Source organism: Streptomyces boetiae, from assembly GCF_031845405.1.
In the GTDB taxonomy this organism is placed as follows: Bacteria; Actinomycetota; Actinomycetes; order Streptomycetales; family Streptomycetaceae; genus Streptomyces; species Streptomyces boetiae.
On the sequence record NZ_JAVREN010000006.1, the window covers coordinates 145,785 to 158,613 of the forward strand.

The 12,829-nt window shown below is 76.4% G+C and carries 12 protein-coding genes; 3 read left to right on the forward strand and 9 right to left on the reverse strand.

The features are described 5' to 3' along the window. Nucleotide 1: 1 nt before the first annotated feature. From RM780_RS06320 to RM780_RS06330, 3 genes are all read right to left on the reverse strand, one after another. The gene (locus RM780_RS06320; RefSeq protein ID WP_311629500.1) at nucleotides 2-1,432 is read right to left on the reverse strand and encodes a transglycosylase family protein; all 1,431 of its coding nucleotides are present in this window, start codon (nucleotides 1,430-1,432) and stop codon (nucleotides 2-4) included. Between the two features lie 228 nt (nucleotides 1,433-1,660). Then, complete coding sequence (locus RM780_RS06325; protein WP_311629501.1) at nucleotides 1,661-2,539, reverse strand: phosphatase PAP2 family protein; 879 nt, start codon at nucleotides 2,537-2,539, stop codon at nucleotides 1,661-1,663. Between the two features lie 160 nt (nucleotides 2,540-2,699). Then, nucleotides 2,700-3,623 (reverse strand): SDR family NAD(P)-dependent oxidoreductase, encoded by a 924-nt coding sequence (locus tag RM780_RS06330; RefSeq protein ID WP_311629502.1) that lies wholly within the window; start codon nucleotides 3,621-3,623, stop codon nucleotides 2,700-2,702. Nucleotides 3,624-3,755: 132 nt separating this feature from the next. Here RM780_RS06330 and RM780_RS06335 point away from each other — a divergent pair, with 132 nt between their 5' ends. Together RM780_RS06335 and RM780_RS06340 are read left to right on the forward strand one after the other, a co-directional pair. Then, complete coding sequence (locus RM780_RS06335; RefSeq protein ID WP_311629503.1) at nucleotides 3,756-4,472, forward strand: TetR/AcrR family transcriptional regulator; 717 nt, start codon at nucleotides 3,756-3,758, stop codon at nucleotides 4,470-4,472. Nucleotides 4,473-4,600: 128 nt separating this feature from the next. Further along, the gene (locus RM780_RS06340; protein ID WP_311629504.1) at nucleotides 4,601-5,794 is read left to right on the forward strand and encodes an MBL fold metallo-hydrolase; all 1,194 of its coding nucleotides are present in this window, start codon (nucleotides 4,601-4,603) and stop codon (nucleotides 5,792-5,794) included. A 463-nt stretch (nucleotides 5,795-6,257) separates the two neighbouring features. Here RM780_RS06340 and RM780_RS06345 read toward each other — a convergent pair whose 3' ends face one another. From RM780_RS06345 to bioB, 5 genes are all read right to left on the reverse strand, one after another. Continuing rightward, entirely contained in the window at nucleotides 6,258-6,899 is a 642-nt protein-coding gene (locus RM780_RS06345) for an HhH-GDP family DNA glycosylase (protein ID WP_311629505.1), read from the reverse strand. A gap of 32 nt (nucleotides 6,900-6,931) precedes the next feature. After that, nucleotides 6,932-7,132: a hypothetical protein gene (locus RM780_RS06350; protein WP_311629506.1), complete on the reverse strand. Its 201-nt coding sequence runs from the start codon at nucleotides 7,130-7,132 to the stop codon at nucleotides 6,932-6,934. Nucleotides 7,133-7,211: 79 nt separating this feature from the next. Further along, nucleotides 7,212-7,937, reverse strand: coding sequence for a dethiobiotin synthase (gene bioD, locus RM780_RS06355; protein ID WP_311629507.1), 726 nt, complete (start codon nucleotides 7,935-7,937; stop codon nucleotides 7,212-7,214). Between the two features lie 4 nt (nucleotides 7,938-7,941). Then, nucleotides 7,942-9,276, reverse strand: a complete 1,335-nt coding sequence (locus RM780_RS06360) for an adenosylmethionine--8-amino-7-oxononanoate transaminase (protein WP_311629508.1) — start codon at nucleotides 9,274-9,276, stop codon at nucleotides 7,942-7,944. Then, nucleotides 9,269-10,351, reverse strand: coding sequence for a biotin synthase BioB (gene bioB / locus RM780_RS06365; protein ID WP_311629509.1), 1,083 nt, complete (start codon nucleotides 10,349-10,351; stop codon nucleotides 9,269-9,271). Before bioB ends, RM780_RS06360 begins: the two co-directional genes overlap by 8 nt. Nucleotides 10,352-10,513: 162 nt before the next feature. Here bioB and RM780_RS06370 point away from each other — a divergent pair, with 162 nt between their 5' ends. After that, on the forward strand, nucleotides 10,514-11,707 hold the full coding sequence (locus RM780_RS06370) for an 8-amino-7-oxononanoate synthase (RefSeq protein ID WP_394812896.1): 1,194 nt from the start codon (nucleotides 10,514-10,516) through the stop codon (nucleotides 11,705-11,707). A 48-nt stretch (nucleotides 11,708-11,755) separates the two neighbouring features. Here RM780_RS06370 and ligD read toward each other — a convergent pair whose 3' ends face one another. Next, nucleotides 11,756-12,778: a non-homologous end-joining DNA ligase gene (gene ligD, locus RM780_RS06375; RefSeq protein WP_311629510.1), complete on the reverse strand. Its 1,023-nt coding sequence runs from the start codon at nucleotides 12,776-12,778 to the stop codon at nucleotides 11,756-11,758. Nucleotides 12,779-12,829: the final 51 nt, after the last annotated feature.

Consider the following 12,829-nt stretch of genomic DNA (forward strand, 5'->3'; position numbering starts at 1 on the left):
TTCAGAGCGAGACGCCGTGCGAGCGGAGGTAGGCCAGGGGGTCGATGTCGGAGCCGAAGCCCGTCCCGGTGCGGATCTCGAAGTGCAGGTGGGGGCCCGAGGAATTGCCCGTGGACCCCGAACGGCCGATGCGCTGGCCGCTGTTGACCGGCTGGCCCTCGGAGACGGAGATCGCGGAGAGGTGGGCGTACTGGCTGTACCGCCCGTCGGCGTGCCGGATGATGACCTCGTACCCGTAGGAGCCCGCCCAGCCGGCCGAGACCACGCGGCCCTCGGCGACCGCGCGGATCGAGGTGCCGGTGGCCACGGGGAAGTCGACGCCCGTGTGGTACCCCAGGGACCAGGAGCCGCCGGAGGCGCGGTAGGGCGTGCCGATGCCGGCGTCCACGGGGGAGGTGTAGGCGGAGCGCTGCTGCTCGGCCTCCCGCTCCCGCTCGGCTGCGGCGCGCTCCGCCGCCTCGCGCTCGGCGGCCTCCCGGGCGCGGGCCTCGCGCTCCCGCTCCTCGGCCTCGCGCTCGGCTGCCTGCCGGGCCTCGGCGGCGCGCTCGGCGGCCTCGCGCTCCGCGGCTTCCCGTTCCTCCGCCTCGCGGGCCTCGGCTTCGCGCTGCTCGGCCTCAGCCGCCGCGCGCTCCTCGGCTTCGCGCTGCTCGGCCTCAGCCGCCGCGCGCTCCTCGGCCCCGGCCGTCTCCTCGCTGCCCTCCGTCTCCTCGGCGCGCTCCCGGGGCGTGCGCTCCTCCTCGCCGCCGCCGGACGGCCGGCGCAGGGCGAGCCGCTGGCCGGGGAAGATCAGGTCGGGGTCGCCGCCGACGGTTTGGCGGTTCATCTCGTAGAGGGAGACCCAGCCGCCGCGCACGCCGTGCGAGGCGGCGATCCCCGAGAGCGTGTCGCCGCTGATGACCTCGTACAGGTCGCCGCCGGTCTCGCGGGTGCGCTCGGGTGCGGCGGGCGCCGCGGGCGCGGACGCCTGGCGCGCCTCCGGCGCTGCCCCGGGCTCCTCGCCGGCGTCCCGGGTCTCCTCCCGGGGGGCGGCGGGAGCGATCTCCGGGGCGTCGCCGCCGCGGGTCAGGCCCGCCTCCGGGCCGCAGACGGGCCACGCCTCGGGGCCCTGTCCGACCAGGACGCGCTCCGCCACGGCGATCTGCTGGTCGCGGGTGGCCAGGTCGGCGCGGGGCGCGAACTCCGTGCCGCCGAACGACTCCCAGGTGCTCTGGGCGAACTGGAGGCCGCCGAAGTACCCGTTGGCCGTGTTGATGTCCCAGCGACCGCCGCTCTCGCACTCGGCGACCTCTTCCCACGTGCTCACGGGGGCCGCGTGACCGGCGCTCGCCGCCAGCAGCGGGAGCGCGAGCCCCGCGCCGGAGGCCGTCACGGTGAGCGAGGCGCGGGAGACGGCGCTGGGCCGGTAACGGCGGTGTCGTCCGCGTGTGGTCATGGCGTCCCTCCCCGGGCCCGGGCCCCTACGCGCCGTCAGATGATGGCCTCATCATGCGATGTGGACGGCGGACCAACGATACGGGCGGTGGACTTCGCTGGGCAAGGGACCGAATGCGGCAGGTGACCGCCGGGCGCGCACGCCCGCGCGGACCTGCACGGACGCGCCCCCGCCGCTGCCGTTGGCCGCCGTCGTTCCGCCCGGCGGCCGGGGCTGGGCGCCCCGGGCTCAGCGCTCGGGTCCGGCGGCCAGGCCGGCCCGGGGCGGCTCGGGGCCCGCGGCGGCGGCGTCCTCCGGGGCCGGGGAGGCCGCGGGGGCGGAGGCCAGGGCGGGAACGGGTGCGGTCCGGCCCGTCGCGGCCCCGGGGCGGGGCGGCGGACGGAGCATCAGCAGCGTGGCCGCGAGCAGCAGGCAGGCGACGATGCCGTCCATCCAGTAGTGGTGCGCGGTGGAGACGACGGCCAGCACGGTGACCGCCGGGTGCAGCAGCCACAGCCAGCGCCACCGGGTGCGGGAGGAGACGATCAGCGCGAGGGCGATGAACACGGCCCAGCCGACGTGCAGGGAGGGCATCGCTGCGAACTGATTGGCCATCGAGTCCGGGTCGGGCTCGTCGTAGACGGCCGGGCCGAAGAGGACGCCGGTGTCCACCATGTCGCCGGTGCGGTAGAGCCGGGGCGGGGCCAGGGGGACCAGCAGGTGCAGCACCAGGGCTGCGCCGGTCACCCAGGTCAGGACCCGGCGGGCCCACAGGTAGTGGCCGGGGCGCCGCCAGTACATCCAGACCATGAACAGGAGGATCGCGGGGAAGTGGACCGTGGCGTAGTAGACGTTGATGCCCCGGATGAGGGTCTCGCTGCGCATCACCAGGTCCTGCACCCAGGCCTCGCTCGGCAGGTGGAGCGCGCGTTCGAGGTCCCAGACCCGCTCGGCGTTGGCGAAGGCCTCGGAGAACTGCCCGTTGGCGACGCGGCGGCCGAACCTGTACCCGAGGTACAGGGCGATGACGAGCGGCAGCTCCAGCAGGAGCGGCGGGCGGAGCCGGGAGGCGGCGTGGGCGCGGTCCCAGGCCGCACGAACTCGCTTCAGCGCGCCGGTGCTTGGCATAGGCAGATATCCCCGAGAGTTTCCGAGAGCTTCGGACGGGCGGTGCCGGCGCGTCCCGCGCCCTTCACGTTTCGATCTCCTGTTCCCCGCCGAAGTCTACGACGGGCGCCGGGGCGCGAGACGGGGGCGCACCGGATCCACGCACGCCCGCCGGGGCCGTTCAGGGGACCTGCGCGAGACCCACAAGGCGTGCGGCGGTCGCCCACAGGTCCTCCTCGCGCTCCCGGTCGTAGGAGGCGGGGGAGGAGCGGGTGACGCGGCCGCCCGCGAGGTGGCTGCCCGAGGGGCCGGGCGCCTCCCCGATCGCGGCGGCGGCCAGGCGCCGGGCGGCGGCGCGGGGGCTGGTGACGCCGGGCAGCACCCGGGTCAGGCGCAGCACGCTGTGCCAGGCCGCGCGTTCGAGGGCGGTGCCCTGCCGGGCCAGCCCGGTGCCCGGCATCATGCCGGGGTCGAGGCAGTAGACGGCCACGTCGGCGGGGGTGCGCCGGTCCAGGGCGTGGGTGAGGCGGACGACGGCGAGCTTGCTGGTGGCGTACGCCGCGCGCCCGGCCCGGGGGGTGGCGGCGTCGGGCGCGGTCCAGGGGCGGGCCAGCCGCGCGGCGGGGGCGTCCCGGGGGGCGGGAATGAGGCCGAGGTTGTGCCGGAAGTCGCCGTAGTGCGTGCCGCTGCCGACGAGGACGATCCGCGCGGGGGCGGTCAGGCGGTCCAGCAGCAGGCGGATGAGCAGGTAGTGGCCCAGGACGTTGACGCCGAAGGTGGCCTCGAAGCCGTCGGCGGTGCGCTGGGTGGCGGTGGTGGCCTGCATGCCGGCGTTCGCCACGATCCCCCGCAGCGGCGGGAGGCGATCGGCCTCCAGCAGCCCGGCGAGGCGGCCGGCCGCCTGGCGGACGGAGTCCAGCGAGGCGAGGTCGCAGGTCAGCCCGGTGACCCGCCCGGGGGCGTCGGCGGACAGGCGCGAGGCCAGGGCCTCGGCGTCGCCGCGCACGGCGGTCACGAGGTGAAGCCCGGGGTCCCGGCGCAGGAGGAACCTGGCGGTGGCCAGCCCCAGGCCCCGGCCGGCGCCGGTGAGCAGCAGCGTGCGCATGCGGGCTCCCTCGGTCTCATGCGAAGACTCGGTCTAATGTGAAGAAAGATTCGCGTTCCTCGAAAAATACGAGCGAGTATTCGCATTGTCAAGCTGCTGCCATCATGGGCGGGAACGGACCGAGGAAAGGCGGTGACGCGCGCCGTGGCGGAGGCGACGGGGGCGGCGACGGGGGAGCGCCGCGCGCGGGGCGCACGCCCGGCGCGGCGGCGGCAGGCCCGGGGCGAGCGGCGGATGGCCCAGATCCTCGACGCGGCGGCGGCCGTCTTCGCCGAGCACGGCTTCGAGGCCGCGACCACCGTGCGCATCTCCGCCGAGGCGGGCATCTCGCCGGGCTCGCTCTACCAGTTCTTCCCGAACAAGGAGGCCATCGCCGAGGCTTTGGCCCGCCGCTTCGCGGAGGGGCTGCGCGGCGCGCTGGCCGCGGCGTTCGGCGAGGCGGACCCGGCGGGAGCGACCCCCTCGGCGGATGCGGCGCGAACGGCCGCCCTGGCGTCCGGCGACCTCGTGGCCGCCGTGGACCGCGTGGTCGACCCCTTCCTCGCCTTCGCCCTGGAGCACCCGGGCTTCGAGGCCCTGTTCGCGAGGACCGACCAGCCGCCCGGCCTGCTCGCCGTCACCGGGCCCCTGCACGAGGTCGTCCTCGCCGGGGTGACAACGGCCGTGCGCCGCCGGGCGCCGGGGCTGACCGCGCCGGAGGCGGAGCTGGCCGCCAGGGTGGCCGCCCAGCTGTTCAAGGCCCTCGTCCCCCTGGCCGCCGCCGCCGGGACCGAGGCGGAACGCGCCGCCGTCGTCCGGGAGCTGAAGCGTGCGCTGATCGGCTACTTCACCCAGCTCGGCCCGGCCTGAGGGCCCCTCGGCGCCCGGCCGGGCGCGGCCCCGCTTCGGGATCACCCTCCGCGCGCGGCGAATGGCGGGGCGTGACGGAGTGTCACTGCGATGGCCTACAGTGGCCTCACGCGTTCAGGGAGGTTCTCATGACCGAGTTCGCCGAGTTCCCCGAGTCGTCCGTCCGCGCCCGTTCCCGCCCTCGGTCCCGGCTGCTGCCCGCGGCCTTCGGTGCCAGGCCCTCGGGCGAGCGCCTGGCCCGCGTCCTGCGCTCCCCCCAGTACCGCGACGGCGCCTTCCGCAACGGCGGGCCCGTCCGGCTCGGCGGCAGCGGGGACCTGCCCGCGCTGCTGCGCGACCTGCTGCTCCACCCCGACCGGGGCCGGCGCAAGCCGGCCGGGCCGGTGCCGCTGGTGCGCCCGGCCGCAGCCGACCCCTCCGACCGCCCCGGCTCCGGGCTGCGGCTGACCTGGCTCGGGCACGCGGGGGTGCTGGCCGAGATCGACGGGCACCGCGTCCTGTTCGACCCTGTGTGGGGCGAGCGCTGTTCGCCCTTTCCCTTCGCCGGGCCGCGCCGCCTGCACCGCTCGCCCCTCTCCCTGCGCGAGCTCGGCCGCCTCGACGCCGTCGTCATCTCCCACGACCACTACGACCACCTGGACATGCCGACCATCCGCTCCCTGGCCCGCGGCGGGGCCGCCTTCGTGATGCCCCTCGGCGTGGGCGCGCACCTGGAGCACTGGGGCGTGCCCGCCCGGCGCCTGACCGAGCTGGACTGGGGCGAGTCCACGCGCGTCGGCGAGCTGACCCTGACGGCCACCCCCGGGCAGCACTTCTGCGGCCGTGGCCTGCGCGACCGGTTCCAGACCCTGTGGGCCTCCTGGGTGGTTGCCGGGCCCCGGCACCGCGTCTTCCACAGCGGCGACACGGGATACTTCCCGGGATTCGCCGCCATCGGCCGGGAGCACGGCCCTTTCGACGCGACGATGATGCAGGTCGGCGCGTACAGCACCGAGCACTGGCCGGACATCCACATGACGCCGGAGGAGGGCGTCCGCGCGCACCTCGACCTCTCCGGCGGCTCCGCGCACGGCGTCCTGCTGCCCGTCCACTGGGGGACGTTCGTGCTCGCGATGCACCCGTGGGAGGAGCCGGCGGAGCGGACCGTGCGCGAGGCCGGCCGCCTCGGCGTGACGGTGGCGGTGCCGCGGCCGGGGGAGTCCTTCGAGCCGGCCGCGGGGCTGCCGTTGACCGCCTGGTGGGAAGCGGTGGCGGCGCGTCCCGCGCCTGCCGCCACCGCCTCCCCGCTCGGTGCGCGCCCCGCCCGGCCCGCCGGAAGGTGACCGGCCCGCCGCCGGACCGGCAGGATTCCTCAGGTCGGCGCGCACAGCAGGGAGGAGGCTGTACGCCTCGGGGCGGATGGGCCGCCCGCTCACGGTGTGTGGTTGCACCCGTACGGGTGGTAGGGGTGCCCGGTCGGTGATGGCCGAGCCGTCCGGGTCTACCGCCGGGCCGGAGGGATGTCAGGTCTGTGGAGCCGGCGCAAGACCGGTGGCTGGTGCCCCAGCCCTTGCCGTTTGTTCGGCTCGGCGGCTGTCGATGAAGCAGAAAGCGCAACCCGCGAGGGGCGAATCCCCCTGCTTCCGCTGGGGGAGAAGTCACGTTCACGACTCTGGGGAACCCGGCCTTCAGCGCGTCGATCTGCGGTGCCTCGATGTCGGCCATGGGGAGCCTCCCGGGGCGGTCCGCCGCTTCGCCTCCCACGAGTCCCCTGGCCGCACCGGGAGGAACCCCGGGAGAGACGCCCTAGGCGGACGCGTGCTCCCGGACGTCCTCGGCCAGCTTCCGGTCCAGGGAGACCCGCACCAGACCGGCCGTCAGCCGCGGCACGTCCTCGCCGTCCACCAGGCGCCCCAGCGCCTCGGGCGAGCGCGGCAGCCCGACCCGCTCGGCCCCGGCCCGCGCCTTGCCGTCGATGAAGGGGGCGTACTCGGGCCACACCGCCTGCACCTCGCGCAGGAAGATGTTCACGCCGGTGGGCCCGATGCCCGGCAGTTCCCGCAGCCGCCGCTCCAGGTCCTCGCCCCGCATCCGGCGCACGTCCCCGCCGTAGCGGTCGAGCAACAGGTTCGCCCCGTCGCCCAGTTGCGTGGCGGTCCGCTCGTCGTAGCGGCGGTAGTGGCCCTTGCCCAGGGCGTCCACCCGCTGCTGCCAGGTGGCCTCGGCCATCCGCCGCGGGTCGCGCATCCCGTCCTCGAACAGCGCGCGGGCCGCCGCCACCGCCACATCCGCCTTGATGGGGGCGGACAGCAGGTGCGCCAGCACCACGGTCCGATAGAGCGGCCCCGGCGTGTTCCGCAGCCGGATGCCGGCCTGCGCGGCGTAGGTCTGCCCGCAGCGGTCGATCAGCGCGCGCGCCGTGCGGCGTCGCGCGTCGTTGCTCGCCATGTCTCTGCTCGCCTTCCTCGGCGGCCGGGCCCCTAGTCCTGGGACCCGGGGCGCTCGGCCTTGGGTCCGCGCCCGCGCTCGGTGCGCGGGCCGCGCCGGCGGAAGTGGGGGTCGCTTCGCAGGTCCTCGTTGGCGGCCCGGTTCGCGTCCTGGTCGGAGACGCCCTCGTTCTCGGCGTTCTTCCGGCGCCGGGCGCGGTGGATGTCGTAGCTCTTGCTGCCCGGTTCAGGCATCGTGATCACCTCCCGCGCCGGGTTCCCGTCCGGTCCCTCACGAAACGCCCGCCCCTCCCGCCCCGGGACGCCCGCGCGTTCAGCCCGGCGCGCGCCGCCCGCCGAGCGCCGGGGCCAGCCACCGCGCCGCCCGCGCCCGGAACTCCGCCGGGGCCAGCGCCCCCGCCCCGGCCGGGACCGCCCCCAGCAGCGGCGCCCCCGCCGCCTGCGGCAGGTCGGCCAGGTTGCAGCGGGCCGCCAGGTCCGGCTCGGCCGGCCAGCTCCCGATCACCACTCCCGGCAGCTCAAGCCCCCGGGCCCGCAGCGCCTCGGCGGTCAGGCTGGTGACGTTCAGCGTGCCAAGACCCGCCGCCACGACTACCAGCACCGGCGCGCCCAGCAGCGCGGCCACGTCCGCCAGCGTCCCGCCAGCCCCGTCGTAGCGGACCAGCAGGCCGCCCGCGCCCTCCACCAGCACCAGGTCGTGGCCGGTGGCCAGCTCCGCCGCCGCCTTGGCGACCTCGGCCGGCCCGACCGGCGGCAGCCCGGCCCGCAGGGCGGCGGTGGCCGGGGCCAGCGGCTCGGGGAAGCGCGCCAGCTCCCGCGCGGTGACCCCGGCGCCGCCCGCCAGCCGGGCGGCCTCCGCGGCGTCGCCCGGCTCCCCGGGCTCCAGGCCGGTCTGCGCCGGCTTCAGGATCGCAACCGAGCGCCCCGCGGCCCGCGCCAGCGCGGCCACGGCCGCGGTCACCACCGTCTTGCCGATCTCCGTGCCGGTGCCGCTGACCACCAGTACCGGACCCGGCGGGCGCCCGCCCCGGGCGTTCACCGCCTCACCCCGCGCTCGCCGCGGCGCGGGCCGCCGCGCAGATCAGGGCCACGTCCTCGTCGGCGGTGACGTAGGGCGGCATCGTGTAGATCAGGTCGCGGAACGGCCGCAGCCACACCCCGGCCGACACCGCGGCCCGGGTGGCGGCGGCCATGTCCGCGGGGTGGTCGAGCTGGATCACGCCGATCGCGCCCAGCACCCGCACCTCCCGCACCCCGGGCAGCTCCGCGGCGGGCGCGAGGCCCTCGCGCAGCCCCGCCTCGATCCGCTTCACCTCGCCCGCCCAGTCCCCCTCCAGCAGCAGCCGCACGGACGCCTCCGCGACGGCCGCGGCCAGCGGGTTGCCCATGAACGTCGGCCCGTGCGCCAGCACCGGGACCTCCCCGCGCGAGATGCCCTCGGCCACACGCGGCGTGCACAGGGTCGCGGCCAGCGTCAGGTATCCGCCCGTCAGGGCCTTGCCCAGGCACATCACGTCCGGGGTGATGCCCGCGTGGCCGGCGGCGAAGAGGGCGCCGGTGCGGCCGAAGCCGGTGGCGATCTCGTCGAAGATCAGCAGCACCCCGTGCTCGTCGCACGCCTCGCGCAGCACCCGCAGCAGCCCCGGCGCGTGGAAGCGCATCCCGCCCGCCCCCTGAACCACCGGCTCGACGATCACCGCCGCCACCTCGTGCGCGTGCCGGGCGATCAGCTCCCGCAGACCCCGCTCATACGCCGGGTCCGGCTCCGCGTCGAAGCCGGGCGGCGGCGCCTCGGCGAAGATCTGCCGCGGCAGCGCCCCCGACCACAGCTGGTGCATCCCGCCCTCGGGGTCGCACACCGACATCGCGTGCCAGGTGTCGCCGTGGTACCCACCGCGCCAGGTCAGCAGCCGCCGCTTCTCCGGCCGCCCCAGCGAACGCCAGTACTGGAGGCACATCTTGAGGGCGACCTCGACCGCCACCGAGCCCGAGTCGGCGAGGAAGACGTGCTCCAGGCCCTCCGGCGTGACCTCGGCCAGCAGCCTCGCCAGCCGGACCGCCGGCTCGTGGGTGAGCCCGCCGAACATCACGTGGCTCATCCGGTCGAGCTGGTCGCGGGCCGCGGTGTTGAGCACCGGGTGGTTGTACCCGTGCACCGCGGACCACCAGGAGGCCATCCCGTCCACCAGCTCCCGGCGCCCGGCCGCCGGCTCGGCCAGCCGCAGCCGCACCCCGGAGGCGGACTCCACCACCAGCGGGTCCTCGCGCCCCGGCATCGGCCCGTACGGGTGCCACACGTGCCGCCGGTCCAGCTCCAGCAGCGGCGCGGCGGCGCCCGCCGCCGCGCCCCCCGGGCCCGGAGCGGGCGCGTCAGGCATTGGGCGGCAGCTCCGTGCCCGCGCCGCGGCGGCGGACCGACACCAGGTCGCCGCGCAGCTCGTCCCGGGGGTCGCGGTGCTCGGGCAGCGTCGTGGTCTCCGTGCCCTCCACCTCGAATCCGGCGTCCGCGATCATGTCCAGGTCCGCCTTGCCCGCCTGGCCCTCGCTGGTGAGGTAGTCGCCCAGGAAGATCGAGTTGACCAGGTGCAACGCCAGGGGCTGGAGCGAGCGCAGGTGCACCTCGCGCCCTCCCGCCAGCCGCACCTCCACGTCCGGGCAGACGAAGCGGGTCATCGCCAGGATGCGCAGCGCCCGCTGCGGGGTGAGGTTCCACTCCTGCGCCAGGGGCGTTCCCTCGAAGGGAATGAGGAAGTTGACCGGGACGGAGTCCGGGTCCAGCTCGCGCAGCGCGAAGACCACGTCCACCAGGTCCTCGTCACTCTCGCCCATGCCCGCGATCAGGCCCGAACAGGCCGACAGGCCCGCCGATTTGGCCTGCTCGACGGTGGCCACGCGGTCCTCGTAGCCGTGCGTGGTGCAGATGTCGGCGTAGGTGGCCTCGGAGGTGTTGAGGTTGTGGTTGTAGGCGTCCGCGCCCGCCTCGCGCAGCCGCTCGGCCTGGCCCTGGGAGAGCAGGCCCAGGCAGGCGCAGACCTCGACGTCTGCGTGCCGCTCCCGGATCGCGGCGATCGTCTCGGAGACCCGCTCCACGTCCCGGTCCGTCGGGCCGCGCCCGCTGGCCACCAGGCACACCCGTTTCGCGCCGCCGGCCACGCCCGCGGCGGCGGCCTCGGCGGCCTCGCCCGGCTTGAGCCAGGTGTACTTCAGGATGCCCGCCTCGGAGCCCAGGCGCTGGGAGCAGTAGGAGCAGTCCTCCGGGCACAGGCCGGACTTGAGGTTCACCAGATAGTTGAGTTTCACCCGCCGCCCGAACCACTGCCGCCGTACCTTGCCGGCCGCGGCCACCACGTCCAGCAACTCGTCGTCGGACGTGGCCAGAACGGCCAGCGCCTCCTCACGGGTGGGCAGCTCGCGGCGGAGGCCCTTGTCCACCAGGGTGCTCAACAGGTCCATGGCGCCGATCCTGGCTCACCGCCGCCCGCCCTGGGTAGGTCGGAAGCCAACAAGAGCGGGTCCGGGCACTGTGTTCATCACCACATGCTCTGCGCGCATGGCGCGCACTAGGTTTAGCCACTACCCACAATCGTCCCCCCCTCCAGCGAAGGACGGCGCGCCGTGCACGAGGACAGCCGCGAGGACAGCTTCGCCAGCAGCCCGGGCCGGGTCTTCGACCGGCTCGACGAGGCCCACGAGGGGCGCGAGCGCGCCGGCCTGACACGGCGGCTGCGACCCCGCCCGGCCGATTCGCCCCTGCTGGACCTGGCCGGAAACGACTACCTCGGCCTCGCCCGCCACCCCGAGGTCGTGGCCGCCGCGCGGGGGGCCGCGGCCCGCTGGGGCGCAGGCTCCACCGGCTCCCGCCTGGTCACCGGCACCACCGAGCTGCACGCCGAACTGGAGGCCGAACTCGCGGCGTTCTGCGGCTTCGAGGCCGCCCTCGTCCTGGCTTCCGGCTACGCCGCCAACCTCGCCGCCCTCACCGCCCTGGGCGAGGCCGGGACGCTGATCGTCTCCGACGCGGGCAACCACGCCTCGCTCATCGACGGCTGCCGCCTGGCCCGCGCCGAGGTCGCCGTCGTCCCGCACGCGGACCCCGAGGCGTTCCGCAAGGAGCTGTCCGCCCACCCCGGCCCGGCCCTCGCCGTCACCGACGCCGTCTTCTCGGTGGACGGCGACATCGCCCCGCTGCGGGACCTGTCCGCCGTCTGCCGCGCCGCCGGGGCGGCCCTGGTCGTGGACGACGCGCACGGCCTGGGCGTGCTCGGCGAGGGCGGGCGCGGCACCCCGGCCGCGGCGGGCCTGGCCGGGCAGCCGGACGTGGTGGCCACCGTCACCCTCTCCAAGTCCCTGGGCAGCCAGGGCGGCGCGGTGCTCGGCCCGGCCCGGGTCATCCGCCACCTGGTGAACGCCGCCCGCACCCTGATCTTCGACACCGGCCTCGCCCCGGCGGCGGCCGGGGGCGCGCTCGGCGCGCTGCGGCTGCTGCGCCGCGAGCCGGAGCGCCCCGCACGCGTGCGGGCCGTCGCCACCGGCCTCCACGGCCGCCTGGCCGCGGCGGGCCTGGACGTCACCCGGCCCGACGCCGCCGTGATCTCGGTCCGCGCGCCCGCGCCGGGGGAGGCGTCCGCGTGGGCGGAGCGCTGCCGCGAGGAGGGCCTGGCGGTCGGCTGCTTCCGCCCCCCGTCCGTCCCCGACGGCATCTCCCGCCTGCGCCTGACCGCCCGCGCGGACCTCACCGAGGCCGACCTGGACACGGCCGCCGGCACCGTCGCCCGCACCGCCCCGCCCGGGGCCCGCCACCCGGCGTAACGACGGCGCGCGGCGGGGACGTTGCGCCGGTGCCCGAGCCGGCGCGCGTCAGTCCCCCTCCGCCGGCCGGCGCCGCGCCCGGCTGGGCTGGACGCGGGTCGGCTCGCCCTCCGCCTTCGGGTGGTCCGGCGGGTAGGGCAGGTCGCCCAGACCGTGGTCGCGCTCGTGCCGGTCCGCCAGGTCGAGCACCGCCTCCAGCCGGAACGCCCGCCCCTCCATGTCCGCGTGCACGTCCCCCTCGGCCGCGTACCGGCCCGGCATCGTCCCCAGGTCGAAGTCCTCGGGCCGCGCCTCGGGCACCTCCTCCCAGCGCAGCGGCGCCGAGACAGTGGCCCGCGGCGTCGGCCGCACGGAGTAGGCGCCCGCGATCGTGCGGTCCCGCGCCATCTGGTTGTAGTCCACGAAGATCCGGCTGCCGCGCTCCTCCTTCCACCACGCCGTGGTGATCCGCTCCGGCGCGCGCCGCTCCAGCTCGCGCCCCAGCGCGATGGCCGCGCGCCGCACCTGGGGGAACGTCCACTCCGGCGCGATCGGCACGAAGACGTGCAGCCCGCGCCCGCCCGAGGTCTTCGGCCACCCCTCCAGCTCCAGCTCCGCCAGCAGCTCCCGCAGTTCCAGCGCCGCCCGCACGGCGTCCGGGTAGGACGTTCCCGGCTGGGGGTCCAGGTCGATCCGCAGCTCGTCGGGGTGGTCGGTGTCCCCGCGCCGCACGGGCCAGGGGTGGAACGTCAGGCAGCCCAGGTTCGCCGCCCACACCAGCGCCGCCGGCTCGTTCGGGCAGATCTCGTCCGCGAACCGCCCGCTGGGGAACGCGATCCGCCCCGTCGGGATCCACCCGGGCAGGTGCTTCGGCGCCCGCTTCTGGTAGAACGACTCGCCCTCGACGCCCTCCGGGTACCGCTCCAGCGTCGTGGGCCGGTCCCGCAGCGCCCGCACCGCGCCCTCGCCCACTGTCACGTAGTACTCGGCCAGGTCGCGCTTGGTGAACCCGCGCTCCGGGAAATACACCCGGTCCGGGCTGGACAGCCGCACCTCGCGGTCGCCGACCGTGAGGGTCATCGCCTCCGCCATACCGTCACCGTAGGCGCGGCCACGCGAACGCGCCCGCCGGCGGGCGCGCGC

Coding starts and splice junctions, on each gene's coding strand:
- RM780_RS06320 (WP_311629500.1), bottom strand. CDS start 1,432: ATGACCACACGCGGACGACACCGCCGTTACCGGCCCAGCGCCGTCTCC.
- RM780_RS06325 (WP_311629501.1), bottom strand. CDS start 2,539: ATGCCAAGCACCGGCGCGCTGAAGCGAGTTCGTGCGGCCTGGGACCGC.
- RM780_RS06330 (WP_311629502.1), bottom strand. CDS start 3,623: ATGCGCACGCTGCTGCTCACCGGCGCCGGCCGGGGCCTGGGGCTGGCC.
- RM780_RS06340 (WP_311629504.1), top strand. CDS start 4,601: ATGACCGAGTTCGCCGAGTTCCCCGAGTCGTCCGTCCGCGCCCGTTCC.
- RM780_RS06345 (WP_311629505.1), bottom strand. CDS start 6,899: ATGGCGAGCAACGACGCGCGACGCCGCACGGCGCGCGCGCTGATCGAC.
- RM780_RS06350 (WP_311629506.1), bottom strand. CDS start 7,132: ATGCCTGAACCGGGCAGCAAGAGCTACGACATCCACCGCGCCCGGCGC.
- RM780_RS06360 (WP_311629508.1), bottom strand. CDS start 9,276: ATGCCTGACGCGCCCGCTCCGGGCCCGGGGGGCGCGGCGGCGGGCGCC.
- bioB (WP_311629509.1), bottom strand. CDS start 10,351: ATGGACCTGTTGAGCACCCTGGTGGACAAGGGCCTCCGCCGCGAGCTG.
- ligD (WP_311629510.1), bottom strand. CDS start 12,778: ATGGCGGAGGCGATGACCCTCACGGTCGGCGACCGCGAGGTGCGGCTG.